This is a genomic window from Marinobacter mobilis (assembly GCF_900106945.1).
In the GTDB taxonomy this organism is placed as follows: domain Bacteria; phylum Pseudomonadota; class Gammaproteobacteria; order Pseudomonadales; family Oleiphilaceae; genus Marinobacter; species Marinobacter mobilis.
Genome location: NZ_FNNE01000011.1, coordinates 11,910 through 38,347, shown reverse-complemented (window position 1 = coordinate 38,347; position 26,438 = coordinate 11,910). Strand labels below are relative to the sequence as shown.

At 58.4% G+C, this 26,438-nt stretch carries 21 protein-coding genes and 1 other RNA gene; 2 read left to right on the top strand and 20 right to left on the bottom strand.

Annotation, left to right across the window (positions count from 1 at the left end; genetic code table 11):
• Nucleotides 1-90 precede the first annotated feature (90 nt).
• Complete coding sequence (gene secA, locus BLV11_RS16100; protein ID WP_091816705.1) at nt 91-2,832, bottom strand: preprotein translocase subunit SecA; 2,742 nt, start codon at nt 2,830-2,832, stop codon at nt 91-93.
• A gap of 124 nt (nt 2,833-2,956) precedes the next feature.
• Nucleotides 2,957-3,895 (bottom strand): M23 family metallopeptidase, encoded by a 939-nt coding sequence (locus BLV11_RS16095; RefSeq protein ID WP_245726055.1) that lies wholly within the window; start codon nt 3,893-3,895, stop codon nt 2,957-2,959.
• 326 nt (nt 3,896-4,221) lie between these two features.
• Here BLV11_RS16095 and BLV11_RS16090 point away from each other — a divergent pair, with 326 nt between their 5' ends.
• A complete protein-coding gene (locus BLV11_RS16090) occupies nt 4,222-4,668 on the top strand; it encodes a DUF721 domain-containing protein (protein ID WP_091816698.1) in 447 nt (148 codons plus the stop codon).
• A 13-nt stretch (nt 4,669-4,681) separates the two neighbouring features.
• Here the strand turns inward: BLV11_RS16090 and lpxC are convergent, their stop codons facing one another.
• From lpxC to rsmI, 18 genes are all read right to left on the bottom strand, one after another.
• A complete protein-coding gene (lpxC, locus tag BLV11_RS16085) occupies nt 4,682-5,599 on the bottom strand; it encodes a UDP-3-O-acyl-N-acetylglucosamine deacetylase (protein ID WP_091816695.1) in 918 nt (305 codons plus the stop codon).
• 204 nt (nt 5,600-5,803) lie between these two features.
• Entirely contained in the window at nt 5,804-6,961 is a 1,158-nt protein-coding gene (ftsZ, locus tag BLV11_RS16080) for a cell division protein FtsZ (RefSeq protein ID WP_091816692.1), read from the bottom strand.
• A gap of 110 nt (nt 6,962-7,071) precedes the next feature.
• The gene (gene ftsA / locus BLV11_RS16075) at nt 7,072-8,307 is read right to left on the bottom strand and encodes a cell division protein FtsA (protein ID WP_091816689.1); all 1,236 of its coding nucleotides are present in this window, start codon (nt 8,305-8,307) and stop codon (nt 7,072-7,074) included.
• A 33-nt stretch (nt 8,308-8,340) separates the two neighbouring features.
• The gene (locus BLV11_RS16070) at nt 8,341-9,180 is read right to left on the bottom strand and encodes a cell division protein FtsQ/DivIB (RefSeq protein WP_091816687.1); all 840 of its coding nucleotides are present in this window, start codon (nt 9,178-9,180) and stop codon (nt 8,341-8,343) included.
• On the bottom strand, nt 9,173-10,129 hold the full coding sequence (locus BLV11_RS16065) for a D-alanine--D-alanine ligase (protein ID WP_091816684.1): 957 nt from the start codon (nt 10,127-10,129) through the stop codon (nt 9,173-9,175). Before BLV11_RS16065 ends, BLV11_RS16070 begins: the two co-directional genes overlap by 8 nt.
• A 1-nt stretch (nt 10,130) precedes the next feature.
• Entirely contained in the window at nt 10,131-11,576 is a 1,446-nt protein-coding gene (murC, locus tag BLV11_RS16060) for a UDP-N-acetylmuramate--L-alanine ligase (protein WP_091816679.1), read from the bottom strand.
• Nucleotides 11,569-12,651, bottom strand: coding sequence for an undecaprenyldiphospho-muramoylpentapeptide beta-N-acetylglucosaminyltransferase (gene murG, locus BLV11_RS16055; RefSeq protein ID WP_091816675.1), 1,083 nt, complete (start codon nt 12,649-12,651; stop codon nt 11,569-11,571). Before murG ends, murC begins: the two co-directional genes overlap by 8 nt.
• Nucleotides 12,641-13,843 carry a putative lipid II flippase FtsW gene (gene ftsW, locus BLV11_RS16050; RefSeq protein ID WP_091816671.1) on the bottom strand — a complete coding sequence of 401 codons (1,203 nt, stop codon included), beginning with the start codon at nt 13,841-13,843 and terminating at the stop codon, nt 12,641-12,643. Before ftsW ends, murG begins: the two co-directional genes overlap by 11 nt.
• Entirely contained in the window at nt 13,843-15,183 is a 1,341-nt protein-coding gene (murD, locus tag BLV11_RS16045; RefSeq protein WP_091816668.1) for a UDP-N-acetylmuramoyl-L-alanine--D-glutamate ligase, read from the bottom strand. Before murD ends, ftsW begins: the two co-directional genes overlap by 1 nt.
• Before the next feature lie 27 nt (nt 15,184-15,210).
• Nucleotides 15,211-16,296: a phospho-N-acetylmuramoyl-pentapeptide-transferase gene (gene mraY, locus BLV11_RS16040; RefSeq protein ID WP_091816663.1), complete on the bottom strand. Its 1,086-nt coding sequence runs from the start codon at nt 16,294-16,296 to the stop codon at nt 15,211-15,213.
• Nucleotides 16,281-17,663: a UDP-N-acetylmuramoyl-tripeptide--D-alanyl-D-alanine ligase gene (locus BLV11_RS16035; RefSeq protein ID WP_091816660.1), complete on the bottom strand. Its 1,383-nt coding sequence runs from the start codon at nt 17,661-17,663 to the stop codon at nt 16,281-16,283. The genes mraY and BLV11_RS16035 overlap by 16 nt, the downstream gene beginning before the upstream one ends.
• On the bottom strand, nt 17,660-19,144 hold the full coding sequence (locus BLV11_RS16030) for a UDP-N-acetylmuramoyl-L-alanyl-D-glutamate--2,6-diaminopimelate ligase (RefSeq protein WP_091816657.1): 1,485 nt from the start codon (nt 19,142-19,144) through the stop codon (nt 17,660-17,662). The genes BLV11_RS16035 and BLV11_RS16030 overlap by 4 nt, the downstream gene beginning before the upstream one ends.
• Nucleotides 19,145-19,148: 4 nt before the next feature.
• Nucleotides 19,149-20,882: a peptidoglycan D,D-transpeptidase FtsI family protein gene (locus BLV11_RS16025; RefSeq protein ID WP_091816654.1), complete on the bottom strand. Its 1,734-nt coding sequence runs from the start codon at nt 20,880-20,882 to the stop codon at nt 19,149-19,151.
• A gap of 19 nt (nt 20,883-20,901) precedes the next feature.
• Complete coding sequence (gene ftsL / locus BLV11_RS16020; RefSeq protein WP_091816651.1) at nt 20,902-21,303, bottom strand: cell division protein FtsL; 402 nt, start codon at nt 21,301-21,303, stop codon at nt 20,902-20,904.
• Nucleotide 21,304: 1 nt separating this feature from the next.
• On the bottom strand, nt 21,305-22,282 hold the full coding sequence (gene rsmH / locus BLV11_RS16015) for a 16S rRNA (cytosine(1402)-N(4))-methyltransferase RsmH (RefSeq protein WP_091816649.1): 978 nt from the start codon (nt 22,280-22,282) through the stop codon (nt 21,305-21,307).
• Complete coding sequence (gene mraZ, locus BLV11_RS16010) at nt 22,279-22,731, bottom strand: division/cell wall cluster transcriptional repressor MraZ (RefSeq protein ID WP_091816647.1); 453 nt, start codon at nt 22,729-22,731, stop codon at nt 22,279-22,281. The genes rsmH and mraZ overlap by 4 nt, the downstream gene beginning before the upstream one ends.
• A gap of 407 nt (nt 22,732-23,138) precedes the next feature.
• An RNA gene (rnpB, locus tag BLV11_RS16005) (RNase P RNA component class A) lies at nt 23,139-23,488 on the bottom strand.
• Between the two features lie 52 nt (nt 23,489-23,540).
• Nucleotides 23,541-24,395 carry a 16S rRNA (cytidine(1402)-2'-O)-methyltransferase gene (rsmI, locus tag BLV11_RS16000; RefSeq protein WP_091816643.1) on the bottom strand — a complete coding sequence of 285 codons (855 nt, stop codon included), beginning with the start codon at nt 24,393-24,395 and terminating at the stop codon, nt 23,541-23,543.
• Between the two features lie 163 nt (nt 24,396-24,558).
• Between rsmI and BLV11_RS15995 the strand changes: the two genes are divergently transcribed.
• The gene (locus tag BLV11_RS15995) at nt 24,559-26,418 is read left to right on the top strand and encodes a penicillin-binding protein activator (RefSeq protein WP_091817023.1); all 1,860 of its coding nucleotides are present in this window, start codon (nt 24,559-24,561) and stop codon (nt 26,416-26,418) included.
• The last annotated feature ends 20 nt before the right edge of the window (nt 26,419-26,438 follow it).

Below are 26,438 nucleotides of genomic sequence, written 5' to 3'. Positions count from 1 at the left end.
GTTCCTGCTTGCAGCCGCCTTACCGGCCATAAACGAAAAACCCGCAACCCGAGGAAACTCAGGATGCGGGCCATGATCCTCACGATTTGATCAGCTGACTTTACCGTGACACTGCTTGTATTTCTTGCCAGACCCGCAGGGACAGGGCTCATTTCGTCCCACTTTTCGCTCCTGGCGGACAAAGGTATCCGGCGTTCCCGGCGCCGCTGAGGACTCACCCTCCGGTCCCGGTGCCGCCTTCTGGGCAGCCCCACCCTCGTCATGACGCATCCGCGCAGAAGCCAGCTCCCGCTCCAGAGCTTCCTTGCGGCGACGTTCAACCTCTTCCATCTCCTCCCGGCTCTGCACCTTGACGTGGCACAGCACTCGGGTGACATCCCGCTTCATGGCATCCAGCATGGATTCAAACAGGTTAAACGCTTCACGCTTGTATTCCTGTTTAGGATTCTTCTGCGCATAACCCCGCAGGTGAATACCCCGGCGCAGGTGATCCATATTGGACAGATGTTCCTTCCAAAGTGTATCCATCACCTGCAGGAAGACCTGCTTTTCGAAGCGGCGCATGGACTCTGCACCCACAATGCTCTCTTTGCCGGCGTAAACCGTCACAATCTCATCGAGAATCTTCTGACGCAGGCTTTCTTCGTAGAGCTTGCTGTCTTCGTCCAGCCACTTCTGAACGGGCAGTTCAACCGCCATCTCCGACTGCAGTTGCGCTTCGAGACCGGCCACATCCCATTGTTCAGGCATGCTCTGAGGCGGAATAAATTCACTCACCAGCGAATCAACCACGTCTTCGCGGATGCTGGCTACCATGTCGGATACATCTTCCGACGCCATCACTTCGTTCCGCTGCTCGTAGATCACGGTACGCTGATCATTGGCGACATCATCGTACTCAAGCAGCGTTTTCCGCATATCGAAGTTGCGGCCTTCGACCTTGCGCTGTGATTTTTCGATAGCGTTGGTCACCATCCGATGCTCGATGGCCTCGCCCTTCTTCATTCCCATAGCCTGCATCAGGCTCTTGACCCGGTCCGGGGCAAAAATCCGCATCAGGTTGTCTTCGAGGGACAGGAAGAAACGAGAGGAACCAGGGTCGCCCTGACGACCGGCACGTCCCCGCAACTGGTTATCAATGCGGCGGGATTCATGACGCTCGGTGCCAATGATATGCAGGCCGCCGGCTTCAAGCACCTGACCATGACGTTCAGTCCAGGCCGCCTTGATCTTGGCAACCTCTTCCTCACTTGGATTCTCGAGTTCAGCGACCTCAAACTCCCAGTTACCGCCAAGTACGATATCCGTACCCCGGCCAGCCATGTTGGTCGCAATGGTAACCGCGCCAGGACGTCCGGCCTGAGCGATGATATGGGCTTCACTCTCGTGCTGCTTGGCGTTGAGGATCTTGTGCTCAATGCGGGCCTTCTTGAGCAACATCGACAGCAGCTCGGAGGCTTCAATGGAGGCAGTACCGACCAGGATCGGGCGGCCCTCCGCCATCACATCCTTGACCTCGTCAATGATGGCGTGGAACTTCTCTTCCTGAGTCAGGTAAACCAGATCGTTATAATCAATACGCTGAATCGGCCGGTTTGGCGGAATGACGACCACATCAAGGCCGTAGATCTGGCGGAATTCGAAGGCCTCAGTATCAGCCGTACCGGTCATGCCGGCAAGCTTGTCATAGAGGCGGAAATAGTTCTGGAAGGTGGTTGAAGCCAGGGTCTGGCTTTCGGCCTGAATCTTGACCCCTTCCTTGGCTTCGACCGCCTGGTGCAGCCCTTCACTCCAGCGACGCCCCGGCATGGTACGGCCGGTATGTTCGTCAACGATGACGACCTGACCACCCTGAACGATGTAATCAACGTCCTTCTGGAAGAGGTGATGCGCCCGCAGGGCAGAGTGAACGTGATGCAACAGACTCAGGTTGGTAGCCGAGTATAGGCTTTCGCCCTCTTTCAGCAAGTCAGCCGCAAGCAGCAGTTCTTCAACCTTTTCGTGACCGGCTTCTGTGAGCTCTACCTGGCGGGACTTCTCGTCTATGACGAAATCGCCTTCCGGCTCGCCGTCTTCCTGCGGCTCTCCGCGAACCAGATTCGGCACCATGGCGTTGACCGCCTGATACAGCCGTGAGCTGTCTTCGGCGGCACCGGAAATAATCAGTGGTGTCCGCGCCTCATCGATCAGGATCGAGTCCACCTCATCGACAATCGCAAAGTTCAGGCCGCGCTGCATTTTGTCGGCAGCACTGAATGCCATGTTGTCCCGCAGGTAATCGAAACCGAATTCGTTGTTGGTACCGTAGGTTATGTCAGCCTGGTACGCAGCCCGCTTTTCCTCCGGCGACTGACCGGCGACAATCACCCCAACCTGCAGCCCGAGGAAGTTGTAGAGCTTACCCATCCATTCGGCATCCCGCCGGGCCAGGTAGTCGTTCACGGTGACGACATGAACGCCTTTGCCGCTGAGGGCATTGAGGTAAACCGCGCTGGTCGCAACCAGAGTTTTACCTTCACCGGTCTTCATCTCGGAAATCCGGCCCTCATGGAGGGTAATACCACCAATCAACTGAACGTCGTAGTGGCGCATGCCCATGCAACGGCGGCTGGCCTCACGAACCGTGGCAAAGGCTTCCGGAAGCAATGCATCGAGGGATTCGCCTTCCTCAACGCGGCGGCGGTACTCAACCGTTTTCCCTTGCAATTCGGTGTCGGACAACCCACCCAGCGCCTCTTCAAGCTCATTGATGCGCATGACTTCCTTGCGCATTCTTTTGATCTCTCTGGCGTTTTTACTGCCGAACATCTTCGTTGCAAGTTTTCTGAACATAAAACACTGCTTCTTTGATTAAACGGAGGAAGCGGGCATTCTAACCTTATTTTGCGAAAGGAAAAAAGGCAGCGGGCACAGAACTGCTCTGGACAGGGGAAGGAATCGGGGAAAGGGCCAGCCGTTAACGGCTGGCGCGCTGAATATAGTGCTCGGGGTTTTCGGACTTACCGTCACGCAACACTTCGAAATGCACATGAGGCCCGGTAGAACGACCGGTACTGCCCATGAGGGCCACGGTCTGGCCTTTCTGGACCACATCTCCGACCTGCACGCTGATGGTCTTGCAGTGACCGTAGCGAGTCACCAGACCATCGCCATGATCCACTTCCACCAGATTGCCATAACCGCTTCGCTCACCGGCGTAGGTCACGACCCCGGCTGCAACCGCTATGATATCGCTGCCATCCTTGCCGGCCAGGTCCACACCGGCGTGCCACGCCCGCCGACCGGTAAACGGATCGGAACGGTAGCCATAACGGGACGACAACCAACCCCAGGTTATCGGTCGACCCGCAACAAAACGCTCGTCCTCGAGACGCTTGTGAGAGATCAGGGTATCCAGAAGATTCAGCTGCTGCTCCCGATCCTCAATCCGACGCTCCAGCTGACCAATCATCTGCTCAAGCTCGGGCGCCTGAAACGATTCGCCAACCAGACCGTCTTCCGGCCCACCCACCGCAGCGGGCTGGTCGAAGTCAAACTCCTCACTGGCAACCAGACCGGATTCAACCAGTCGCTGCCCCATGGCATCCAGACGCAGCAATCGCCCCTGCATCTCGCCAAGCCTCAGGGTGAGCGCATCAACCTGCTGTCCAGACAGCGTGCGCAACGCTTCGAGCTCCTCACGCTGGGTGTCGAGACGGGACTGCCATTGCTCCACGACCGGGCCAGAGACCCGAACGGTTGAGGTCTCGGGCTGACCGCTTGCAAGCCGATAGCCAAGCCAGGCCGCGCTTGCCGCAATGCCAAGGATACATGCGAAAATCAGCAGTGCCACGGGCAGACTGACCGGAACGACACGGGATTGGCCATGTCGCTTTCCAACAATAATAATATTCATGCCATTATCTGGGTTCATACAGGAGCCGCCATCGTCGTCCTTGTCGTCAGCGCCCTGTCGTATTACTGAAACTGCCGGGCTTCCGGTCCCAGATTACGGGGAGTCCTTCCCCGACTACTCAATCACAGGCAGTATGTACCTCAGCTACCAACATCGAGGTGCATCACGTGATGACAACAACTGCGCTTTGGAATTAACAAGGTCCAGTAGCACCGTAGACACACCCTTAACATTCAATGTAAAACGAGTGTAATACAGGACCTACTGAAGATACGTACCGAAGTGTAACCTAACGTAACTGTCGCCATAGAGTATACAACGATTCCATGAAGAAAAAAGCCAGCCTCGGATTGACCCCGGATAGCGGCGGCCGCTCTCCGACACTCAACGATCTGCTGCAAAAAGCGGAATGGCATCGCCAGGCCGAAACCCGGGTACTGAAGGCCCTGCCGGAACAACTGCAGCCGGGCACCCGCTTTGTCAGCTGCCACGACGGCGAGCTGATTCTGAGCACTGAAACCGCATCAGTCGCTACGCAACTGCGTTACCGCCAGCATGACATCATGGCCCGCATACGTGAGGATGAACTGTTCCGTTTTGTCTGGAAGCTCACCGTCAAAGTCGCTCCGCCACGCTTTTCTGCGGCGCGGCCACGGTCCATGCCTCTGCTCAGTAACGAAAATGCCCGACTCCTCCAAGAGGAAGCCGGGCACACGAAGGATAAAAAACTGCGCGAGATTCTCGAAAAACTCGCAAGCCACACTCGAGGCTAGGTCGTCCTGACCCTTACCCCTGAACCGCCAACACAGGCTTCAGATAGGAGATTGGTGCCGTGGACTCGTCATCAAACGTAACCACTTCCCAAGCATCCGTTTCCGCCCGCAGCTTACGGAGCAGCTTGTTATTCAGGTCATGACCTGACTTAACACCGCGGAATTCACCAATCAGGCTATTCCCCAACAGGTACAGGTCACCGATGGCATCAAGCACTTTGTGCTTCACAAATTCATCGTCGTAGCGCAGACCGTCTTCATTGAGGATCTTGTAATCATCCACAACAATGGCGTTATCAACGCTACCACCCAGGGCCAGGTTCATGGCACGCAACTTCTCGATGTCGCGCATGAAACCAAAGGTCCGTGCACGGCTGACTTCCTTCACGAAGGAGGTGCTGGAGAAATCCACAGAAGCCGTCTGGGCCCGTCCCTTGAAGACCGGGTGATCGAAATCAATGCCGAAACTCACTTTGAAGCCTTCAAACGGCAGGAAGGTAGCCTTCTTGTCGCCATCTTCTACCGTGACTTCCCGCTTGATCCGGATGAATCGCTTGGCAGAGTCCTGCTCCGCGATACCCGCGGACTGAAGCAGAAATACAAATGGACCGGCACTGCCGTCCATAATAGGCACTTCCGCCGCGCTCAGTTCCACATAGCAGTTGTCGATGCCCAGACCAGCCATGGCTGAGAGCAGGTGCTCAACCGTTGCTACACGAACACCGTTTTTTACCAGCGTCGTCGACAGCATGGTTTCACCGACATTTTCTGCACAGGCCTTGATTTCAACGGCCGGATCCAGGTCCGTCCGCCGGAAAACAATGCCAGAGTCCACAGGAGCAGGCTTCAGGGTAAGATACACTTTCTCACCCGAATGCAGGCCAACACCCGTCGCACGAATGGTGTTTTTAAGGGTCCGTTGTCTGATCATCGGTACATATACCCGTAACAATAAGTCGATATCTTCGGGAAAAAACTGGCCGAAGAATATCAAAGAACGTAACTGAATACCATTTAACCAGCCCGGCGTTACGGGATGGTCATTATGGTTGCCTATATTACATCAGCAGCCACTCATAGGTGTTGGCCCTCGCGCCCACACCTGGCAGACAGCAACGCATGTTTCGCCAGACTATCAGTCAGCCTGGCGACGGAGGAATGCGGGAATATCGAGATAGTCCACGCTTTGTTCCTCACTTTCCTTGCTCTGATCGAGAGCAACATTGCCATTTGACACCGCACGACGACGCAGCACTGCAGGACGGTCCAGCTGATTGTAGTCCGTAGTACCATCCAGTGTGCGGGTGTTGTCCACCACCTTTGTCGGCTTGTCACGATCGCCACCGAGACCGGTTGCGACCACGGTAACTTTCAGTTCATCGGTCATTTCAGGATCGATGACGGTACCGACAACAACGGTTGCGGAGTCAGAAGCGAACTCACGGACAATATCACCGACTTCAGAGAACTCACCGAGGTTGAGATCCATGCCAGCAGTAATGTTGACCAGGATACCCTTGGCGCCCTGAAGGTTGATGTCTTCGAGCAGCGGGCTGCGAATGGCTGCTTCGGCGGCTTCCTGAGCACGGTTTTCACCGGACGCCCGGGCCGTACCCATCATGGCCATACCCATTTCCGACATGACCGTCTTCACGTCCGCAAAGTCGACGTTGATCATACCGTTTCGGGTAATCAGGTCGGCGATACCCTGTACGGCACCCAGAAGGACATCGTTCGCGGCGGCAAAAGCGTCGAGTAGACTAGTCTTTTTACCCATGACCGCCAGCAGTTTTTCGTTCGGAATTGTAATCAGCGAGTCAACGCTCTCTTCCAGATCCTTGAGCCCCGACTCGGCAACACTCATCCGCTTGCCGCCTTCAAAGATAAACGGCTTGGTAACAACCGCCACGGTCAGCACACCCATTTCACGGGCAACTTCTGCGACAATCGGCGCAGCACCGGTTCCGGTACCACCACCCATGCCAGCGGTGATGAACACCATATCGGCGCCTTTGATCACTTCGGCAATACGGTCCCGGTCTTCCAGTGCTGACTGGCGGCCCACTTCCGGATTGGCCCCCGCCCCCAGCCCCTTGGTGATGTTGCCACCCAACTGGATAATCTGACGGGAATCCAGGTCGGTCAATGCCTGGGCATCCGTGTTTGCACAGACGAATTCAACACCTTCGATATCACTGTTAAGCATGTGACGAACCGCGTTACCACCGCCGCCGCCAACACCAATTACCTTGATCACAGCGTTTTGCTGGACATTATCGACTAGTTCAAACATTCCCCTACTCCTTCGTGCAGTTTTCAGCCTGTTGCCGGCCGTTTTTTACGTTTCGTTTTCGAGATACCTTCGCAATCCGGCACAAAAGGCCGGACTCACCACTGGTCCACCTAGAAGTTCCCGGTAAACCAGCTCTTCATGCGATCAACCAGCGAGGTCTGTTCCTCGCTCTTGACCGCAGGCTCTCCCCCCAGATCCATCTGGCGGAAGCCATAGATCAACAGCCCGACACCGGTTGCATAGATCGGGTTATTGACCACCTCCGTCATACCCGCGACCGCCTGGGGACAAGCCAGACGTACAGGCATGTGGAAGATTTCCTCAGCCAGTTCCACCACCCCTTCCATCGTGGAGGAACCGCCGGTGATCACGATGCCGGCCGGAATCAGTTCTTCGAATCCGGACCGACGCAGTTCCGACTGGACCAGCGTGAACAGTTCTTCGTATCGAGGCTCTACTACCTCGGCGAGCGCCTGACGAGACAAATCCCTTGGGGCGCGGTCGCCGACACTCGGGACCTTAATGGTTTCGTCCGCACCAGCCAGCTGAGTCAGCGCACAGGCGTATTTGATCTTCAGCTCTTCGGCGTTCTGGGTCGGCGTCCGCAACGCCATCGCAATGTCGTTGGTTACCTGATCCCCGGCGATCGGAATCACCGCGGTATGGCGGATGGCGCCACCGGTGAAGACCGCAATATCCGTGGTGCCGCCACCGACATCCACCATGCACACACCAAGCTCTTTTTCATCATCAGTGAGCACCGCATAGCTGGACGCCAGCTGCTCCAGGATGATGTCGTCTACGTCCAGGCCACAGCGGCGTACACACTTCTCGATGTTCTGAGCCGCGTTGACCGCACAGGTGACCAGGTGAACCTTGGCTTCCAGGCGCACCCCGGACATGCCCATCGGCTCTTTGATCCCCTCCTGGTTATCAATGACAAACTCCTGGGGCAGGATATGCAGCACCTTCTGGTCGGCCGGAATGGCCACCGCCTGGGCTGCATCAATCACCCGATCAATATCTGCCTGGGTCACTTCACGATCGCGAATAGCGACAATGCCGTGGGAGTTCAGACTCTTGATGTGGCTCCCGGCAATTCCGGCGTACACCGAATGAATCCGGCAGCCAGCCATCAGCTCAGCCTCTTCCACTGCGCGCTGGATCGCCTGCACAGTGGTCTCGATATTGACCACCACACCCCGCTTGAGCCCGCGGGACGCGTGTGAACCGATCCCGACCACCTCAATCGTTCCGTCCAGCTTGCGCTTACCGACAATCGCAACCACCTTGGAGGTTCCGATATCGAGGCCAACAATCATGTTTTCCGTATCAACCGATGACATGTAATTCACCAACTCGTGGTTCTGATAAATGCTCTATGATTTATTGCCCGATGATTCATCCAGTGGCTTCCACTGAACCGCCACACCATTGGTGTAACGCGCATCAATTCGTTGCACTTCATCCGCCCGCGGTGCCAACTGCTCCTGGTACACCGCCATAAAACGCTCAAACCGAAGTTCGACCAGGTCGCGACCAAGAGACACCTCGATGCCGTTAGCCAGCAACAGGGTCCAGGCGCCGCGCGGCTCCAGGGTCAGGCCGGCAAAACCCACCCCCTTCTCCGCCAGTGTTTCAGCCATCGTCCGCGCCATGGCAATGACATCGCTGACCCGCTCATCGGGCCCCGCCAACAGCGGCAAACGACCGGCAACCTCGCGATTTCCGGGCTGAAACAATTGCCCGGAACGACTGACCAGCTGATCCTGATTCCAGTACGCCAACGGTTTTTTCTCGCGGATATCGACCACCAGTCGATCAGGCCAGACCCTGCGAACCGCCGCGCTCTGCACCCATGGCCGCTGTTCCAGCGCCTGCTTGACCTCAGCCAGGTCAGTGGCAAAGAAACTCCGGCCGACCCATTGTCCGACCTGGCGCTCCAGCTCAATCTGGCTTTCGCCGACCAGCTCTCCACGAACATCAATCGCCATGATCTGCCGGTCCAGCGTCGTCAGCACTTCACTGGCACCCCAAGGCACCATGGCGGCTAACACCACCACCACAGCGCCCAGCCCAACCTGTAACCAGGGAACGGCAGCGAAAAGTTCCCTCAAGGGATTGAAACCGTCACCGTCCGGTTCCAGCGAGGTTGCCCCCCGCCGCCTCGGTGGCTCGGGGGGAACGGCGCGCCCACGCACCATTACCCGATCAAGCACGGCTCTCTCCCAAGGTATCTTCTAGTATCCTGACCACCAGTTCCTCGAAACTGATGCCCGCAGCACGTGCCGCCATTGGTACCAGACTGTGATCGGTCATCCCCGGCGAGGTGTTGACCTCCAGCAGCCAGAACTGACCATCCCGATCCTGCATCACATCTACCCGCCCCCAGCTGCGGCAGCCAATCACCTGGAACGCGTCCACCGCCAGGTGCTGCAACGCCAACTCCTGGTCCGGCGACAATCCGCAGGGGATCCGGTACTGGGTATCGTTCGCGAGATACTTGGCGTCGTAGTCGTAGAACTCATGATCGGTACTCAGCCCAATGGCCGGCAACGCCCGTCCCTGAAGTACGCTGACGGTAAATTCCGGACCTTCAATCCATTCTTCCACCAGCACCAGCGAATCATGACGGCTTGCCGCTTCATAGGCCTCGATCAGCTCATCACGGGTCGTTACCTTACGGATACCAATGCTGGACCCTTCCCGGGAGGGCTTTACGCTGAGCGGAGCCGTCAGCGCCGCCAACACATCATCGGCCTCCGCAGCGGAGGCCATAGCCCGAAACCGCGGCGTTGGCAGGTTGCAGCCCGCAAATACATACTTGCTGCGCAATTTGTCCATGGCCAATGCGGATGCCAGTACTTCACTGCCGGTATAGGGGATACCCGCCTGCGCCAGAATGGCCTGCAAGGTACCGTCTTCTCCGCCACGTCCGTGAAGGGCGATAAACACCCGGTCAAAGTCGGGGTTTTCCACAGTCTTGAGCAGACAGCCCGTGACATCGATGGCAAACGCATCCACACCCGCAGACTGCAAAGCACTCACGACCGCGGCACCGCTGTTGAGGGACACCGCTCGTTCAGCGGAGTCGCCCCCCATAAATACGGCCACTCGCCCAAGTGCGTCTCGGGTCGCGGTATCCACGCGGTAAATCGGTTCTTTCATCTCACTCACTTGCAATTACCCCTGCAGCGGCAAGGCGGCTGGCCACACCACCAATATCTCCGGCACCCTGAGTGATCAGCAGGTCACCATCCTGCAGGGTGGTCGTCAGCAGATGTTCGATTTCTTCGTTCTTCTCTACAAACAGAGGCTCAACCTTGCCCCGCTGGCGGATACTGCGACACAAAGCCCGGCCATCGGCGCCAGGCACCGGCACTTCGCCCGCAGAGTAAACTTCCATCAGCAACAGCCCGTCCACTTCCGACAGCACCCGGACAAAGTCTTCGTACAGGTCCCGGGTACGGGTATAACGATGCGGCTGATACAGCATGACCAGTCGCCGGCCCGGATACGCCTGACGTGCAGCCTTGATGACCGCCGCGACTTCCGTGGGATGATGACCGTAATCGTCGACCAGAGTGACCGTGCCCACGGCGGTGACGAAATCACCGTAAACCTGGAACCGACGGCCCACACCGGCAAAGCCGGCCAGTCCCGCACAGATGGCGGCATCATCCACGCCTTCATCGGTGGCAACCGCAATTGCGGCCAGGGCATTCAGCACGTTGTGACGACCGGGCATGCGCAGCTGGACCTGGAGGTCCGGACGCCCGCCCGGGCGCTTGGCAACAAAGTGGGTGACCAGTCCATCGCTGACGATCTGTTCCGCACGATAGTCCGCTTCGGGGTTATCGATACCGTAAGTAATGATGGCGCGAGAGATGCGAGGCAGGATTTCCTGCACATAATCGTCATCAATGCACATGACAGCGATACCGTAGAACGGCAGGTTGTGGAGGAAATCCACAAACGTCTGTTTCAACTTCTCCACATCGCCACCGTAGGTGTCCATGTGGTCGGCTTCGATGTTGGTGACCACCGAGATAACCGGGGTCAGGTGCAGGAACGAGGCGTCGCTTTCATCCGCTTCAGCGACCAGGTAGCGGGAACCGCCGAGCTGGGCATTGGTACCAGCGCTGTTGAGCTTGCCGCCAATAACAAACGTCGGGTCCAGCTTCGCCTCACCGAGAATGGAAGCAATCAGGCTGGTGGTGGTCGTCTTGCCATGGGTACCGGCCACGGCGATACCGTGGCGGTAGCGCATGATCTCGGCCAGCATTTCCGCCCGCGGAACAATCGGTACCCGGCGGCTTCGTGCAGCAGTCACCTCAGGGTTGTCACCCGCGACGGCCGTCGATACCACCACGACATCGGCATCAGCGCTGTTTTCTTCGGCGTGGCCAATGAAAACCTTCACCCCCAGAGATTCCAGGCGATCGGTTACCGCCCCACGGCGAATATCTGAACCCGAGACATCGTAGCCCTGGTTTTTCAGAACTTCAGCAATGCCGCACATGCCGGCACCGCCAATACCCACAAAGTGGATACGACGGATTCTGCGCATTTCCGGCACCTGGTAAACCAGGGGGGGTTGGGTCAGATCAGGCATTGGCTGCCTCCAGACAATAGTTCACGACTCTCTCCGTTGCGTCGGGACGGGCCAGTGCCCGGGCCTCGACGGCCATGTTCGTGACCCGCTCCCGGTCGCCACACAGGTCCGCCAGTGTGGTCGCCAGGGACTCAGCGGTCAGAAGATGCTGAGGAATGAGAATGCCTGCTTTGGCCTTCACCATTTGCTGGGCATTACGGGTCTGATGATCATCCACCGCATGGGGAAACGGCACCAGGATGGCGCCAACCCCCGCGACACACAGTTCAGAAATGGTCAATGCGCCAGCCCGGCATAACACCAGGTCGGCCCATTCGTAGGCTGCCGCCATATCCTTGATAAATGGCTCTACACTCGCCTCTACACCGGCATCCTGATACGCCTGCCGGGCCATTTCGAGATTCTTTTCGCCACTCTGGTGACGAACCACCGGGCGTTGTTCCTCCGGCAGCAGCGCCAGCGCTTCTGGCATTTTCTGGTTGATCGCCTGAGCTCCCAGGCTACCGCCGACCACCAACACCCGAACCGGCCCCTGACGGCCAGCCAGCCGGACTTCAGGCTCGGCAATCGCCGTCAGATCCTGACGTACCGGATTACCGGTACAACGGGTCACCCGGCCGTTGCCGAAGCTGCCTGGGAAAGCCTCCAGGACCGTACTGGCAAACCGGGCAAGAATTCGATTGGTCATCCCGGCCACGGCATTCTGTTCGTGGATAACCAGCGGCGTCCTGGTCAGCCAGGCCGCCAGCCCCCCTGGGCCAGTCACAAATCCACCCATGCCAATCACACAGTCCGGCTTTTGCTGACGAACCACAGCAAGAGCCTGCAACAACGCACGCATCAGCCGGAAGGGCGCAGCCAGAAGCGCCAGCCGGCCCTTGCCTCGCAATCCGGTGATTGCAATCAGCGACATCGCGATTCCGGTATCGTTGATCAGCCGCTCTTCCATGCCGCCCTGCGAGCCCAGCCAATGCACCTCATGGCCGCGGGCCTGCAGGGCTCTTGCGGTCGCCAGGGCCGGAAACACGTGGCCACCGGTTCCACCGGCCATGATCAGGAAGCGCTTAGTCGTCATAGGACGCACCTCCTCTCACTCCGGCCTTGGACCCGGTTTCGGGGTTTTCCTGTTGATCAATACGCTCCATCTCAACTCTGATCAGCACGCCAATACAGATACACATCACCAACAGGCTGGACCCGCCGTAACTCATCAGCGGCAAGGTCAGCCCCTTGGTTGGCAGCAGGCCGGTGTTGACCCCGATATTGATGGTCGCCTGCAAGCCAATGATCAATGTGATGCCGTAAGCGAAACAGCTGGCGAAGTCCATCCCGGCCTTTTCCGCCCGGCGGGCGATGACAAAGCCCGACACCACCAGGGTGACAAACAGCCCCAGGACCAACAGCGAACCGAGAAGCCCGAACTCTTCTGCCACAATGGCAAAAATAAAGTCCGTGTGGGCCTCGGGCAGGTAGAACAACTTCTGGATCGAATTCCCCAGGCCAACACCAACCCATTCCCCGCGCCCGAAAGCAATCAACGACTGGGTAAGCTGGTAACCGGTGTCGAACTGGTCTTTCCATGGATCCAGATAGCTGACCACCCGCTTTAACCGGTAGGGCTGGGTCACCACCAGCACCACGCCCATGACCACGCAGATCGCGATCAGCGGCAAGAACCGGCTCAATTTCACGCCACTGAGAAAAATCATGCCCAGTGAGGCCGTCATCAACACCACGGTGGCCCCGAAATCAGGCTCAATCACCAGCAGTACGGAAGCAACTGCCAGCACCGCCACCGGACGCATAAAACCGATCCAGGTATGAACCAGCTCTTCGCGACGGCGAACCACATAGCCCGCCAGGTAAGCAATCAGGCACAACTTCGCAATTTCAGAAACCTGGATATTGAACAGGCCAAAGGGGATCCAGCGGGTTGAGCCGTTCACTGTGCGCCCCACCGGCGTCAACACCAGTACCAGTACCAATAGACCCACACCAAGCAACAGCCATCCACTGCGTTCCCACCAGGCCAGCGGCACATTGACCGCCCCCAGGGCAAGGCCACAACCGATGGCGGCAAAAATGAGCTGACGCGCTATATAGTGATAACTGTTACCCAGCGTTTCGGCAGCCATGTCCATGGACGCCGAAGAAATCATGATCACACCCAATACCAGTAACGCCGATGCACTGAGAATCAGGCAATGCAGCGGCTGGATACGGGTCAGTATCCCGGATCGGGACATCATCGGCATTGTCGCGTCCATTACAATGCCTCCACCTGCTGACGGAACTGGTCCCCACGGTCAAGGTAGTCCCGGAACATGTCAAAACTCGCGCAGGCCGGAGACAGCAACACCCGGTCGCCACTTTGCGCCAACGCTTTGGCTTGCTGGACGGCATCGGCCAGAGAACCGGCTCTGGATACCGCAATCCGGTCACCGACCGCCAGCTGAATCTGCTCGGCGTCCGCGCCCATCAGTACGACACCGCGGCAATAGTCCGCCACCGGCGACGCCAGCGGTTCAAAGTCCGCCCCCTTACCATCGCCACCTGCGATTAGCACAATTTTCCCTTTGGCCGGTGCCAGGCTCTCAATCGCCGCCACCGTGGCGCCCACATTGGTGCCCTTGGAATCGTTGATAAACTCCACACCGTCCAGCTCGCGGATAAATTCGCAGCGATGGGGCAAACCCTGGAAATTACGGGCGACGTCCAGCATGACGGCCATTGGCAAGCCTGCGGCTTGGCCCAGGGCCAGAGCAGCCATCACGTTACTGATGTTGTGACGACCAAGCAGGCGGAGCGAATCCACCCGCACGAGGTTGTCAAAACCGAAGGTGATCCAGGTGCCCTCGCTGTCATCACGGGTACTGAAGGTATCCGGATTGACCCGATGAAAACCAAAACACAGGAATTGCACTGAGTCGTGCACCATAGGCGTACTCAGAGCGTCGTCCAGATTCACAATGGCGTTCTTGCAGCCGCGATAGATCCGCTGCTTGGCCATGAAATAGTCCATTCGGGACGCATAACGATCCATGTGATCGTCGCTCACGTTCAAGACTGTAGCGGCCAGTGCACCCAACTCTTCGGTGGTTTCGAGCTGGAAGCTGGACAGTTCAAGCACGTACAGCTCGACCCCGGAATCCAGCAACTCCAGCGCCGGAGTCCCAATGTTGCCACCCACTGCAACATTGAGCCCGGCAGCCTTGGCCATCTCCCCCAACAACGTCGTAACGGTGGTTTTACCGTTGGAGCCGGTAATGGCCACAATTGGGGCTTCGGCCGCTTCACTGAACAGGTCAATGTCGCCACGAATCCGGGCACCATGTTCAATAGCCGCCTGGATGGCGGGTTCGGCAACGGCAATCCCGGGGCTGACAATCAGCTCGTTAAATGAGGCGAAAACACTGGCATCGAATTCGCCGAGGTACAGCGGGATATCCGGAAACTCCGCGCGGAGCTCATCGATTCCCGGCGGAGACTGACGACTGTCGGCCACCGCCAGCTCGCGGCCTTGCGCACACAGGTAGCGCACGCAGGAAAGCCCGGTTTTACCGAGCCCTACGACCAATGTGCGGCGATCCGATGCAATGACAGTCATGGTTACCTGCTATACGTCCTGTTGTACTTAACGAATTTTCAGGGTGGCGATGCCAATAAGCACCAGCACCACGGTAATAACCCAGAACCGGACAATAACCCGGGGCTCCGGCCAGCCTTTGAGCTCAAAATGGTGATGCAATGGCGCCATTCGGAAGATCCTGCGACCTGTCAGGCGAAAAGACCCGACCTGAAGGATGACCGAGATGGTTTCCATGACGAACACCCCTCCCATGATGAACAGTACAATTTCCTGGCGCACAATGACCGCCACCACACCAAGGGCCGCGCCCAGTGCCAGCGCACCGACATCGCCCATGAATACCTGAGCCGGATAGGTGTTAAACCAGAGAAACCCCAGCCCGGCTCCGACGATGGCGCCGCAGAAGACAATCAGTTCACCGGTCCCGGGCAGGTGCGGAATCAGCAGGTAATTGGCGAACTGAACGTGACCAGAGAGGTAAGCGAAAATGGCCAGCGCACCAGCCACCATGACGGTGGGCATGATCGCCAGACCATCAAGCCCGTCCGTCAGGTTGACTGCGTTGCTGCTGCCAACAATCACGAAGTAGGTCAGCAGTACGAACAACACCGGCCCCAGGGTCAGGGTGACATCCTTGAAGAAGGGAACGTAAAGCGACGTTTCCTGAGGCAGTGATGCACTGTAGTAAAGAGCAATAGCCGCCCCCGCACCAATCACCGACTGCCAGAAGTACTTCCAGCGTGCCGGCAGGCCGCGCGGATTACGCTCCACCACCTTGCGATAATCGTCCACCCAGCCGATCGCGCCAAACAACAGCGTCACCAGCAAAGTGATCCAGACGTAGCGATTACTCAGATCCGCCCACAACAGCGTGCTCACGCCGATTGCCACCAGAATAAGCGCCCCGCCCATTGTCGGCGTACCTGCTTTGCTGAGATGGGTCTGGGGACCGTCGTCCCGCACGGCCTGGCCAATCTGGTATTGGCTGAGCTTACGGATCATCACCGGCCCGATCAGCAGTGAAATCACCAATGCTGTGAGAACGCCGAAAATCCCACGCAGGGTCAGATACTGAAAGACCGTCAGCGAGGAAAAATATTGTGAGAGAATCTCTGTCAGCCAGAGCAGCATGAATCATTCACCTTTTCTTTTAGTCCCTCCGCCACGCGCTCCATGGCGGAACTACGAGACCCTTTGACCAGCACCGTGATCGGGCCACTTTTTTGTTGCATCACATAGCTTACGGCGGCAGCGTGATCTGCACAGGCTTCCCCGCCAACACCAAAACCGGCGAGATAGCCTTCACAGCCTTCACCGACCACCACCAGTTTTTCGATTCCCAGTGCCGCAGCAACTTCGCCCACGTCACGGTGCAGCCGTTCGGAGGCTTCTCCGAGTTCAGCCATCGCCCCCAGCACCGCAATCCTGGTGCCGGGAAATCCGGCCAGAACTTTCAGCGCGGCCTTTATGGACGACGGGTTGGCGTTGTAACTGTCGTCAATCAGGGTGATCCCATTGCCAATATCCATCTGGCTGAGCCGCCCCTTTACCGGGCTCATGCCCTGTAGCCCCTGGGCAATCTCGCTATCTGCAATCCCCAATACCCGGGTCGCCGCCAGCGCCAGCATGGCATTCAATGCGTTGTGTTCACCCGGCAGGGGCAACTCAAATGTTCCGGTCCAACCGTCCGGCCCAGCCACCTCAAGCCTCAGACCATTGCCAGAGGGTTCCAGCGACTGCAATCGATAGGTCGCACCACTGTCGGCGCGGGCACTGACCGAAATGACCTGCCGCTCGCCTGCACGCTTGCGCCAGACCGGAAAGGCCGGATCGTCCCGATTAAGGACCACCGCGCCATTGGCCGCGACGCCGTCGATGAGCTCGCCCTTGGCGAGCACAATGTTGTCGTAGCTGCCAAAACCTTCGAGGTGAGCCTCGGCAGCGTTGGTAATGATGGCTACGTCAGGCCTTGTCAGGGCCACAGTCTGGGCAATTTCACCCACCCCACTGGCGCCATGTTCGACCACCGCGTAGCGATGCTCGTCGGCAATACTCAGCAAGGTCAGCGGCACCCCGATGTGATTATTCAGGTTACCCCGGGTGGCCAGGGTTGACGCCCTCTTGACCAGAATGGCCGCCAGCATTTCCTTGACGGTGGTCTTCCCGGAACTCCCGGTGACGGCAACAAATGCCGCCTGACTGCGATCCCGGTTGGCCGCTGCCAACGCAGACAGTCCCGCAAGGGTGTCGTTAACTTTCAGCTGCGGCAGCTCGACCTGTTCATCAACAGCATCAACCACCGCCGCGAGGGCGCCGGCATCACGGGCCTGGGCCAGGAACCGGTGACCGTCAAAATGCTCTCCCCTGAGCGCCACAAACAGGTCGCCGCGCTCGAGACTCCGGGAGTCCGTTGAAACCCCGCTAAAGGTTCCGTTCAGGTCGAAAGCCTCCGCCCCCATGACCTGGGCAGCTTCAGCCAGAGAGAAAACCCCGATCACGCGACTCCTCCGTTGAGTTCAAGTGCATGACGCACCTGTTCAACATCACTGAATGGCAAGCGCTGGCCGGCCATTTCCTGCCAGCTTTCATGGCCCTTCCCGGCAATCAGCACCACATCGCCAGCCTTGGCACCGGATACGGCAGTACGAATCGCCTCGGCGCGGTCGTGAATCACCAAAACCCGCTCTGGTTCGATGAACCCCTGCATGATGTCGGCGGCAATGCTCTGAGGCGATTCACTCCGAGGATTGTCATCCGTCACAATCACCTGGTCAGCACCAGATTCCGCTTCTCCGGCCATTTCCGGACGCTTGCCGGCATCCCGGTCACCGCCACAACCAAACACACAGATCAGCCGACCACGAACATGAGCCCGCAAGGCTGCAAGTGCATTGGAAAGCGCGTCCGGTGTATGGGCATAATCCACCACCACCTGAACCCCATTGGCCCCGGTAAACGACTCCAACCGTCCTGGCGGGGGCGTCAGACGAGCTGCCGCAGCGACCACCCGGGAAACCGGAACACCCAGACTCAACACCGCGCCCATCGCCGCCAGCAGGTTGCTGGCATTGAAGCTGCCCATCAGGGGGGCTGACACATCAAAGCTGCCCCAAGCGCCATCGACGGAAATATCCATGCCGCAGGACGTCGGCTGGAACCGTGTCAACCAGAGTTCCGTCTGGGACTCGTGAAGGCTGTAACGCACCCGGTCACAGACGCCATCCAGCTGTTTGTATAGCTGGCGTCCGAACGGGTCGTCGAAATTAATCACCGCAAAATGCAGCTCTTCCCGGGTGAACAACCGGGCCTTGGCACTGCCATAAGCTTCCATGGTGCCGTGATAATCCAGATGATCACGGGTCAGGTTGGTATAGACCGCACCGGTCATGGTGAGGTTGTCGATACGCCCCTGATCGAGAGCGTGAGATGACACCTCCATGGCTGCCGCCCGCCCCTCTTGCTTCAGGATCTGCCCCAATGTGCGATTGACCTTGACCACATCCGGCGTCGTGTGGGTAGCCGTCTGTAAACATCCTGGCATGCCATAGCCCAGGGTTCCGATTACCCCGCACGGCGTGCCTGTCTCATTCAGCAACTGGGCGATGTACTGACTGACTGACGTCTTGCCATTGGTACCGGTCACCCCGATCAGGCGCAGACGCTGAGAAGGGTGCTCATAAAAACGATCCGCGAGCAGCCCCAGACGGGCCCGTAGCGACGGCACCGGAACCAGCAGCGCACCATGATGCTCACGACAGCTGGCCGGTGCATCAACATCCAGCAGTACGACCGAGGCGCCAGCCGCAATCGCCTGATCTACATACTGTTCGGCGGGCGTTCGCTCACCCGCCAGGGCAACGAACGCATCACCCTTGGTCACTGTCCGGCTATCGGTCGCCAGTCCATGGATGGTGACATCGAAGACCGATGGCACCTCAACGATTCCGTGCAACAACGTACTCAGGGATGCAATGCACATAGGATTACCCCCTCTCTCCAGCGGCAGCGGGTTCGGACACAGCCTCACCCAGCTCCAGCTCCGGCTTGACGTTCAGCAGCCGTAACGCGTCGCTCATGACTCGGGCAAACACCGGGGCCGCCACTTCACCACCGTAATACTCTCCCGCCTGCGGCGCGTCTACCGCCACTACCGTTACGATTCTTGGATTATCAATCGGTGCCATTCCGGCAAAAATCGCCTTGTATTCACTGTCTTCGTAGCCACCCTGGCCAACCAGATGTACGGTGCCAGTCTTACCACCGGCGGAATACAACACCGGCTGCGCCCTGCGGCCGGTTCCGTGCTCTACCACCGTCTGGAGCATACCCCGGATCTGCTCCGTCACATGCTCTGACAGAACCCGGTCGCCAGCCGGCGACTGATCCAGTTTCAGCAGACTCAGTGGGTACCTCACACCACCATTCGCCAGCACCATATAGGCCTGCGCCAACTGCAATGCATTCACACTGAGACCATAGCCATAAGACAGTGTGGCCTCTTCAACCGGACGCCAGCGGGGCGGCGCCGGCAATACACCCACCGCCTCACCCGGGAACCCGATGCCGGTGGCCTGCCCCAGCCCCAGGCGGTAGTACAGATCACGAATCACATCCCCACCCAGATCATTGGCAATACGACTGATACCAACGTTGCTAGATTTTGCGATGATGGTCGTCATATCAATAACGCCATAATTCCTGGAATCACGGATCGTAAAACGACCAAATCGCCGGAAACCCGGCGATGTGTCGATGGTACTGGAGACGCTGTACTGTCCCGATTCCAGGGCCGCAGCCATGGCTATCGGTTTCATCGGCGACCCCGGCTCGAACAGGTCGGTTATCGCCTTGTTCCGTAATCTGTCCGGACTGAGCTGACTGCGATCATTGGGGTTGTAAGATTGCTGGTTGACCATGGCAAGCACCTCGCCGGTGCTCACATCCAACATCACCAGCGTTCCGCCCTTGGCGTTATGGGCGGTCACCACCGCCTTAAGCTCCCGGTAGGCCAGATACTGCAGCCGAAGGTCGATACTCAGTTCCAGGTCACGTCCCGGGCTGGCATCACGGATCAGAGACAAGTCACTGATTGTTCGCCCCCGGTTATCCCGCAGTACCCGCTTGGCCCCCGGCACACCTTCCAGCCAGTCGTCGTAGGACAACTCCATACCTTCCTGGCCATGCTCATCAATATTGGTGAAGCCAACCACATGGGCCGTGACTTCCCCTGCCGGATAGAAGCGCTGGTATTCACGGCGGCTGTACAGCCCCGGAATGCGCAAGTCCATCACCTGACGCGCAACACTCGGCTGCATCTTCCGCTGGACGTAAATGAACCGGCGTGAAGCATATTCCCGAATACGCTGGCGCAGCTCGGCCTCGTTAAGCTCCAGCAGCCGCGCGGCATTGGCCAGACGAGGGTCATCCGGGTCCATTTCACTGGGGTTGGCCCAAATGGTCTGAACCGGCGTACTGACCGCCAGGGGTTCGCCATAGCGATCAGTAATCATGCCCCGGTGGGCATCCACCGCCTCAACCCGAATGGTCCGCACGTCGCCCTGACGGCGTAGAAATTCCTGATCAACAACGTGCAACCCAACAAGGCGCCACGCCAGCACCCCAGCCACAGCAAGAAACACCGCCAGCACAAAGCCGAACCGCCAGGCTTCAAGCCCGGCAGCCAACCTGTGCCGCCATGTATGCTGTTGTTGGGACACTGCTCTTTCCCCTGTTTGACTAGCGAGAACCCTGCGCTGGCAACTGAACCAGCACAATGTCCTGTTTGCCCGGCACCACCAGACCTAACTGGTCGGATGCCAGCCGTTCAATCCGGCCATGGGCACTCAATGCACTCTGTTCGAGCAGCAACTGGCTCCACTCACGGTGGTAGCCGTCACGCTCACCCTGCAACTGGGACAACTCATTAAACAGCCCACGGTTGGTATGCACACTGGCGACCACGCCAATAGCTGACGCAACCAATACGGCCACCAAGCCCATTGTCACCAGCACATCCTGCTGACCCAGGGCCGCGAAAATCCGGCGGGACAGGCGGTAGGCGTTATTGAAGCCAGCCCGAACAGTCTCGGTTGTTAATTTCGACGTCCGGGTGGGACGCTCGATGGTTACGGCTCCCATTTTACGCTCCTTCCCCTGTCTGTTTATCCCGTCTTTCCAGAACCCTCATCACTGCGCTGCGAGCCCGGACATTGTCACTGACTTCTGTGATATCCGCCTTCAGGGCCTTACCGACGAGGCGAAAGTCGGACTCTGCGTCACTCGCAGTCACCGGTAACCCGCGGGGCAGCTGAGGACCACGGGCGAGATCCCGCATAAAACGCTTCACCATGCGGTCTTCCAGCGAATGAAAACTGATCACCACCAAACGGCCGCCCGGCGCAAGACGCTCAGCGGCAGCCGCCAGCCCGGTTTCCAGATCGTCCAGCTCGCGATTGATAAAGATGCGAATAGCCTGAAAAGTCCGTGTGGCCGGGTGTTTGTGCTTTTCTTTCCTTGGAACAGCGGAACTGACCAACTCCGCCAGATCACGGGTTGTCTCCAGCGGCTCCTCCACCCGACGACTGATGACTGCGCGGGCAATACGACGGGAAAAGCGCTCCTCGCCGTAGCGCCAGATGACGTCAGCGATCTCCTGCTCTTCGGCGGTCGCGAGCCACTGAGCCGCGCTCATGCCCTGTTCCGGATTCATCCGCATGTCCAGCGGACCCTGACGCATGAAACTGAACCCACGGGCAGCATCATCCAGTTGCGGCGACGAAACCCCGAGGTCCATCAACACACCATCCAGCATTGGCCAGCCCTGCTGATCGGCAGCTTCGGCCAGCTGGGCAAAGGAACCATGAAATACAGAGAAACGCGGGTCTTCGGCCGCAAGATCATTGGCAAACGCAATGGCTTCCGGGTCCTTATCGATACCCAACAGATGCCCATGCTCACCCAGTCGGCCAAGCACCAGACGACTGTGCCCGCCGCGCCCAAAGGTGCAGTCGACGTAGTTGCCGTCCGGAATGTTGACAAGAAGATCGACCGCCGCTTCAAGGAGCACGGATTGATGTAGCTTCTGGCCATCCGCCTCCTTCCTGCGCCGGGCGGTCATAGCGACAATGCCTCCATTTCCGGTGGCATTTCATCATCATCGGCGGAATCATCCAGCCATTCGAACCACTGCTCTTCGCTCCACAGTTCCAGCTTTTTACCCTGGCCAACGAGCATCAGCTTCTTCTCCAGATTGGCAAAACTTCTCAGCGTGGGCGGAACGAGCACGCGCCCGGCACCATCCAGCTCCAGGGGCGTGGCATATCCGAGCATGATTCTTTGCAACCGGCGCACGGACTTTTTCATCGTCGGCAAGGCATTGATCTGAGCCTCCACGGACTCCCATTGGGATTCCGGATAAATCAGCAAACAGCGCTCTTCCCCCGCACTGGCGGTCAACACAATGCGGCCGCCACAAAGCTGCGCGAGTTCTTCACGCACCTTGGCGGGGATCGCCAGGCGACCCTTCGCATCCATGTTGATGGCATGACTGCCAAGAAAATTGCTCATTTATCAGGCTCTTATCCGATTTCAACTTGAATCATCGGCTTTGGTTGTGCGGGTAATCAGGGCCAGCGGTAACCGGAAAAAGAAAGAGGCACGCCCCAATCTCCCACCTCAGTGCCTCCTGGCACCACAAAAAACCACTACTAACCACTTTTACCCACTTTCGCACACTATAGAAACACGCAAAACACAATGCAAGCGCCGCCGGGGACGACGTACCTACAAAAGTTTCTTTAATGACAGTGAGTTACAGAAGATCTCGCAGGAGCGGGGGGAGATTACAAAGAAGAAAAACAACCAAATCAAACACCTGCACCAAAAAGTGAAGATGACAAGTGAGGTTTAAGAATATTTGGCTATATCAGAAGGGTGATCTGTCGCAATCGAAATCACATCTGAGGAGAAAAAGAAAAGAGAGCTCGCCGATAAGCCGGGTTCTGTCGTGGACAGTCATTCATCTAGGGCCTGCGTCACCACAGGCCTCAAGCAACCTACCCGAGTCCAGCGCGGGCCACGCCATAGGACTCCTATTTGGTCTTGCTCCAGGTGGGGTTTACCATCGCCGTGAACTGTTGCCAGTCACGCGGTGCGCTCTTACCGCACCATTTCAACCTTACCGGCGCCCGAAGGCACTTAGGCGGTATACTTTCTGTTGCACTTTCCGTCGACTCGCGCCGCCCAGGCGTTACCTGGCACCTTGCCCTGTGGAGCCCGGACTTTCCTCCCCCAGCATGCTGGCGGCGACTGTCTGGCGAGCTCAGGCGAGACAATACTCGCCCACCCCCGCCGACGCAAGCCTAAATCGCTGCAGCTCACTCCCCTTTCAGAGCCAGCGCGCGCTGATACAGCTCATTTCGGGAGAACCCGGTCAACTCAGCGCCAATGCGGGCAGCCTTCTTGACCGGAAGCTCTGCACACAGCAGTGCCAGCAGCTTGTCGACATCAATCCCGGGCAACGCCTCGGCGCGAGGCACGGCCCCCTGAACCATGACCACAAACTCACCCTTGGTGGCATTGGCGTCACTCTCGAGCTGCTCCAATACCTGCTGCGCCGTGCCGCCATAAAACGACTCAAAAGTCTTGGTCAGCTCCCGGGTGATAGCCATCTCACGCTCAGCGCCCAAAACCGCCACCACGTCCTGCACCATATCAATGATTCGGTGAGGGGATTCATAAAACACCAGGGTCGCAGACTCCTGCTCCAGAGACGACAGCGCCGACTGGCGACCACTCCGCTTCGCAGGCAGGAAGCCGATAAAAGTAAAGCGATCCGTCGGCAAGCCGGCCACACTCAGCGCCGCCGTCAGCGCACTCGCCCCCGGTACCGGAACAACCCTGATACCGCGCTCTCTGGCCTGACGAACCAGCACATAGCCGGGATCAGAGATCAACGGCGTACCGGCATCGGATATCAGCGCCATAGTTTCCCCGGCGGCGACCCGATCCAGCACTGAGCCCGCCCGATCACGCTCGTTATGGTCATGGAGTGCAACCAGCGGCTTGCGAATCACCAGGGACTGCAACAGGCGACCACTGTGGCGGGTGTCCTCGGCAGCGATAAAGTCCACGCTCGCCAGAACCTTCTCGGCACGGGTGGTAATGTCCTCAAGATTGCCAATCGGTGTCGCCACGATATACAACACACCACTACCGGATTCAGAACCCACAGTTTACCTCTCAAGAAATGAAGTGAATGACGGCAACGTCATGTGAAATGCCCCGGGAGCTGGTAAACTTGCGGGCCAGAAAATGCTTACCGTACCACCCAAGCATGATGCCGCCGATTATACGGCGCCACAAGCCCAACGCCCGGAGCTGTACGAGCGAGACATGACCAAAACATTTCAGAATTCGCCGGTGGTTGCCGCCTTGCTGGCCGCAACACTGCTGGGGGGATGCGCCTCCATCAACCTGGAAACACACACGCCGCTGTCCGCCTCTGAAGCCGTGACCCTGGCCGCTGATGAAAGCGATCAGGCACTCGCTCAAAGCTACCTGCTGCGGAGCGCTGGCAGGTTCCAGCAATCCGGCGATCATGCCGCCGCTCGCCAGATCCTGCTGAGCCCGGCCCTGACCAACCCGCTGCCCCAATTCAATGACCAGTATCTGCTGCTGGCCATGGCCAGCGCTGTCGAACTCAATGACAGCAACTGGGCCGAGCAGCTGACAGACACTCTCAGCCCAAGCCAGTACCAGAATTATGAGGATGACCTTACCACCCGAGCCGGTGGACTGCAGACATCGACTTACCTGCTCGCCCGGCGCCCGCTGGACGCCGCACTGACGTGGATGGTAATGCTGGATTCGGGCATTATCGGTGACATTCAGGGTACCCAAGACAAGATCTGGCAGGCATTGAAGCAAACCTCTGACGCCACGCTCGCCAGCGAGGCGCAACGGCTCGTAGGCTATACTCCTCAGGGCTGGCTGGAACTGGCGGCCATCATGCGCGAACCCGGCACCACCCTCGACAGCCAGGGTCGTAGAATCCGGGAATGGCAATATAACTGGACGAGCCACCCCGCCGCCGCCACACTGCCCAGCGAACTCCAGCTGATTACCACTCTGGCTCAGCAACGACCGGAGCACATTGCCCTGGCCCTCCCCCTCAGCGGGCCGCTGGCAAAAGCGGGCGAAGCCATTCGTGACGGGTTCCTGTCGGCATTCTACCAGGACGACAGCAGTCAGGACTCAGAGATCGAGATTACGGTCTTTGATACCAACGCCACCCCCTTTGGCGAGCTCTATCAGAAGATCCTGGCCGCCAGCCCTGATCTTATCGTCGGACCGCTGATTAAAGACTCCCTGACCGAGCTTAGCCAACAGCAGCCCTTACCCGTACCGGTTCTGGCGCTAAACTACTTGCCAGAAACCGCCGCAGCACCTGACCGCTTCTATCAGTTCGGCCTCGGCGCTGAAGACGAAGCCCGCCAGATCGCTGCGCGCCTGCATGCGGAACAAAAGGATCAGGTGCTGGCCCTGTTTCCGGATGGGGACTGGGGCAATCGCTTTGAGCAGGCCCTCAATGCAGCCTTGGCCGAACAGGGAGGGCAGATCCTCCACAGCGTCCGGTTCCTGAATGCCGAAGACCTGCGCACAGTGACTGCCGATCTGTTAGGCATCAATACGTCCAGACAACGGGCCATCACCATAGAACAAACCATCGGCCTCAATGTCGAATTCGAGCCCCGTCGACGCCAGGATGCCGACGCCATCGTCATGGTCGCCCCGCCGACCATCGCTCGCCAGTTCAAGCCACTGTTTGCGTTCTACTTCGGTGGCGATCTGCCGGTCTATGCCCCCTCACTGATCTATGAAGGCGATGCGGCGCTCTCCCGGGATCGCGACCTGAACGGCGTTCTTTTCACCGATATCCCCTGGATTCTTGGTGACGACAACCCTTTCAGGAACGAATCCATGCAGGCATTCGGGGCATTCGGCGGCCAACTGGGGCGTCTCTTTGCCATGGGTGCGGATGCCTACCAGATTGGCAATCGCCTGGCACTGCTGGATCAGGTGGATAATGCCAGCCTGGAAGGCCAGACGGGGCGCCTGTCGATGACCGCAGATGGCAAGGTACAGCGAGAGCAGCACTGGGCGCAGTTCCAGAATGGCGTCCCCATGCGCCTGGACGATACCGCGCCCACCCATGACACCGAAGCCCCCGCGGACGGTACAGGCACCCAATAGAGCGAGATATCTCCATCCGG

Coding starts and splice junctions, on each gene's coding strand:
- ftsL (WP_091816651.1), bottom strand. CDS start 21,303: ATGGGAGCCGTAACCATCGAGCGTCCCACCCGGACGTCGAAATTAACA.
- murG (WP_091816675.1), bottom strand. CDS start 12,651: ATGACGACTAAGCGCTTCCTGATCATGGCCGGTGGAACCGGTGGCCAC.
- BLV11_RS15995 (WP_091817023.1), top strand. CDS start 24,559: ATGACCAAAACATTTCAGAATTCGCCGGTGGTTGCCGCCTTGCTGGCC.
- rsmH (WP_091816649.1), bottom strand. CDS start 22,282: ATGACCGCCCGGCGCAGGAAGGAGGCGGATGGCCAGAAGCTACATCAA.
- BLV11_RS16030 (WP_091816657.1), bottom strand. CDS start 19,144: ATGTGCATTGCATCCCTGAGTACGTTGTTGCACGGAATCGTTGAGGTG.
- secA (WP_091816705.1), bottom strand. CDS start 2,832: ATGTTCAGAAAACTTGCAACGAAGATGTTCGGCAGTAAAAACGCCAGA.
- BLV11_RS16090 (WP_091816698.1), top strand. CDS start 4,222: ATGAAGAAAAAAGCCAGCCTCGGATTGACCCCGGATAGCGGCGGCCGC.
- mraY (WP_091816663.1), bottom strand. CDS start 16,296: ATGCTGCTCTGGCTGACAGAGATTCTCTCACAATATTTTTCCTCGCTG.
- BLV11_RS16065 (WP_091816684.1), bottom strand. CDS start 10,129: ATGAAAGAACCGATTTACCGCGTGGATACCGCGACCCGAGACGCACTT.
- ftsA (WP_091816689.1), bottom strand. CDS start 8,307: ATGTCATCGGTTGATACGGAAAACATGATTGTTGGCCTCGATATCGGA.
- ftsW (WP_091816671.1), bottom strand. CDS start 13,843: ATGGACGCGACAATGCCGATGATGTCCCGATCCGGGATACTGACCCGT.
- ftsZ (WP_091816692.1), bottom strand. CDS start 6,961: ATGTTTGAACTAGTCGATAATGTCCAGCAAAACGCTGTGATCAAGGTA.
- lpxC (WP_091816695.1), bottom strand. CDS start 5,599: ATGATCAGACAACGGACCCTTAAAAACACCATTCGTGCGACGGGTGTT.
- murC (WP_091816679.1), bottom strand. CDS start 11,576: ATGCCTGATCTGACCCAACCCCCCCTGGTTTACCAGGTGCCGGAAATG.
- murD (WP_091816668.1), bottom strand. CDS start 15,183: ATGACTGTCATTGCATCGGATCGCCGCACATTGGTCGTAGGGCTCGGT.
- BLV11_RS16095 (WP_245726055.1), bottom strand. CDS start 3,895: ATGAATATTATTATTGTTGGAAAGCGACATGGCCAATCCCGTGTCGTT.
- mraZ (WP_091816647.1), bottom strand. CDS start 22,731: ATGAGCAATTTTCTTGGCAGTCATGCCATCAACATGGATGCGAAGGGT.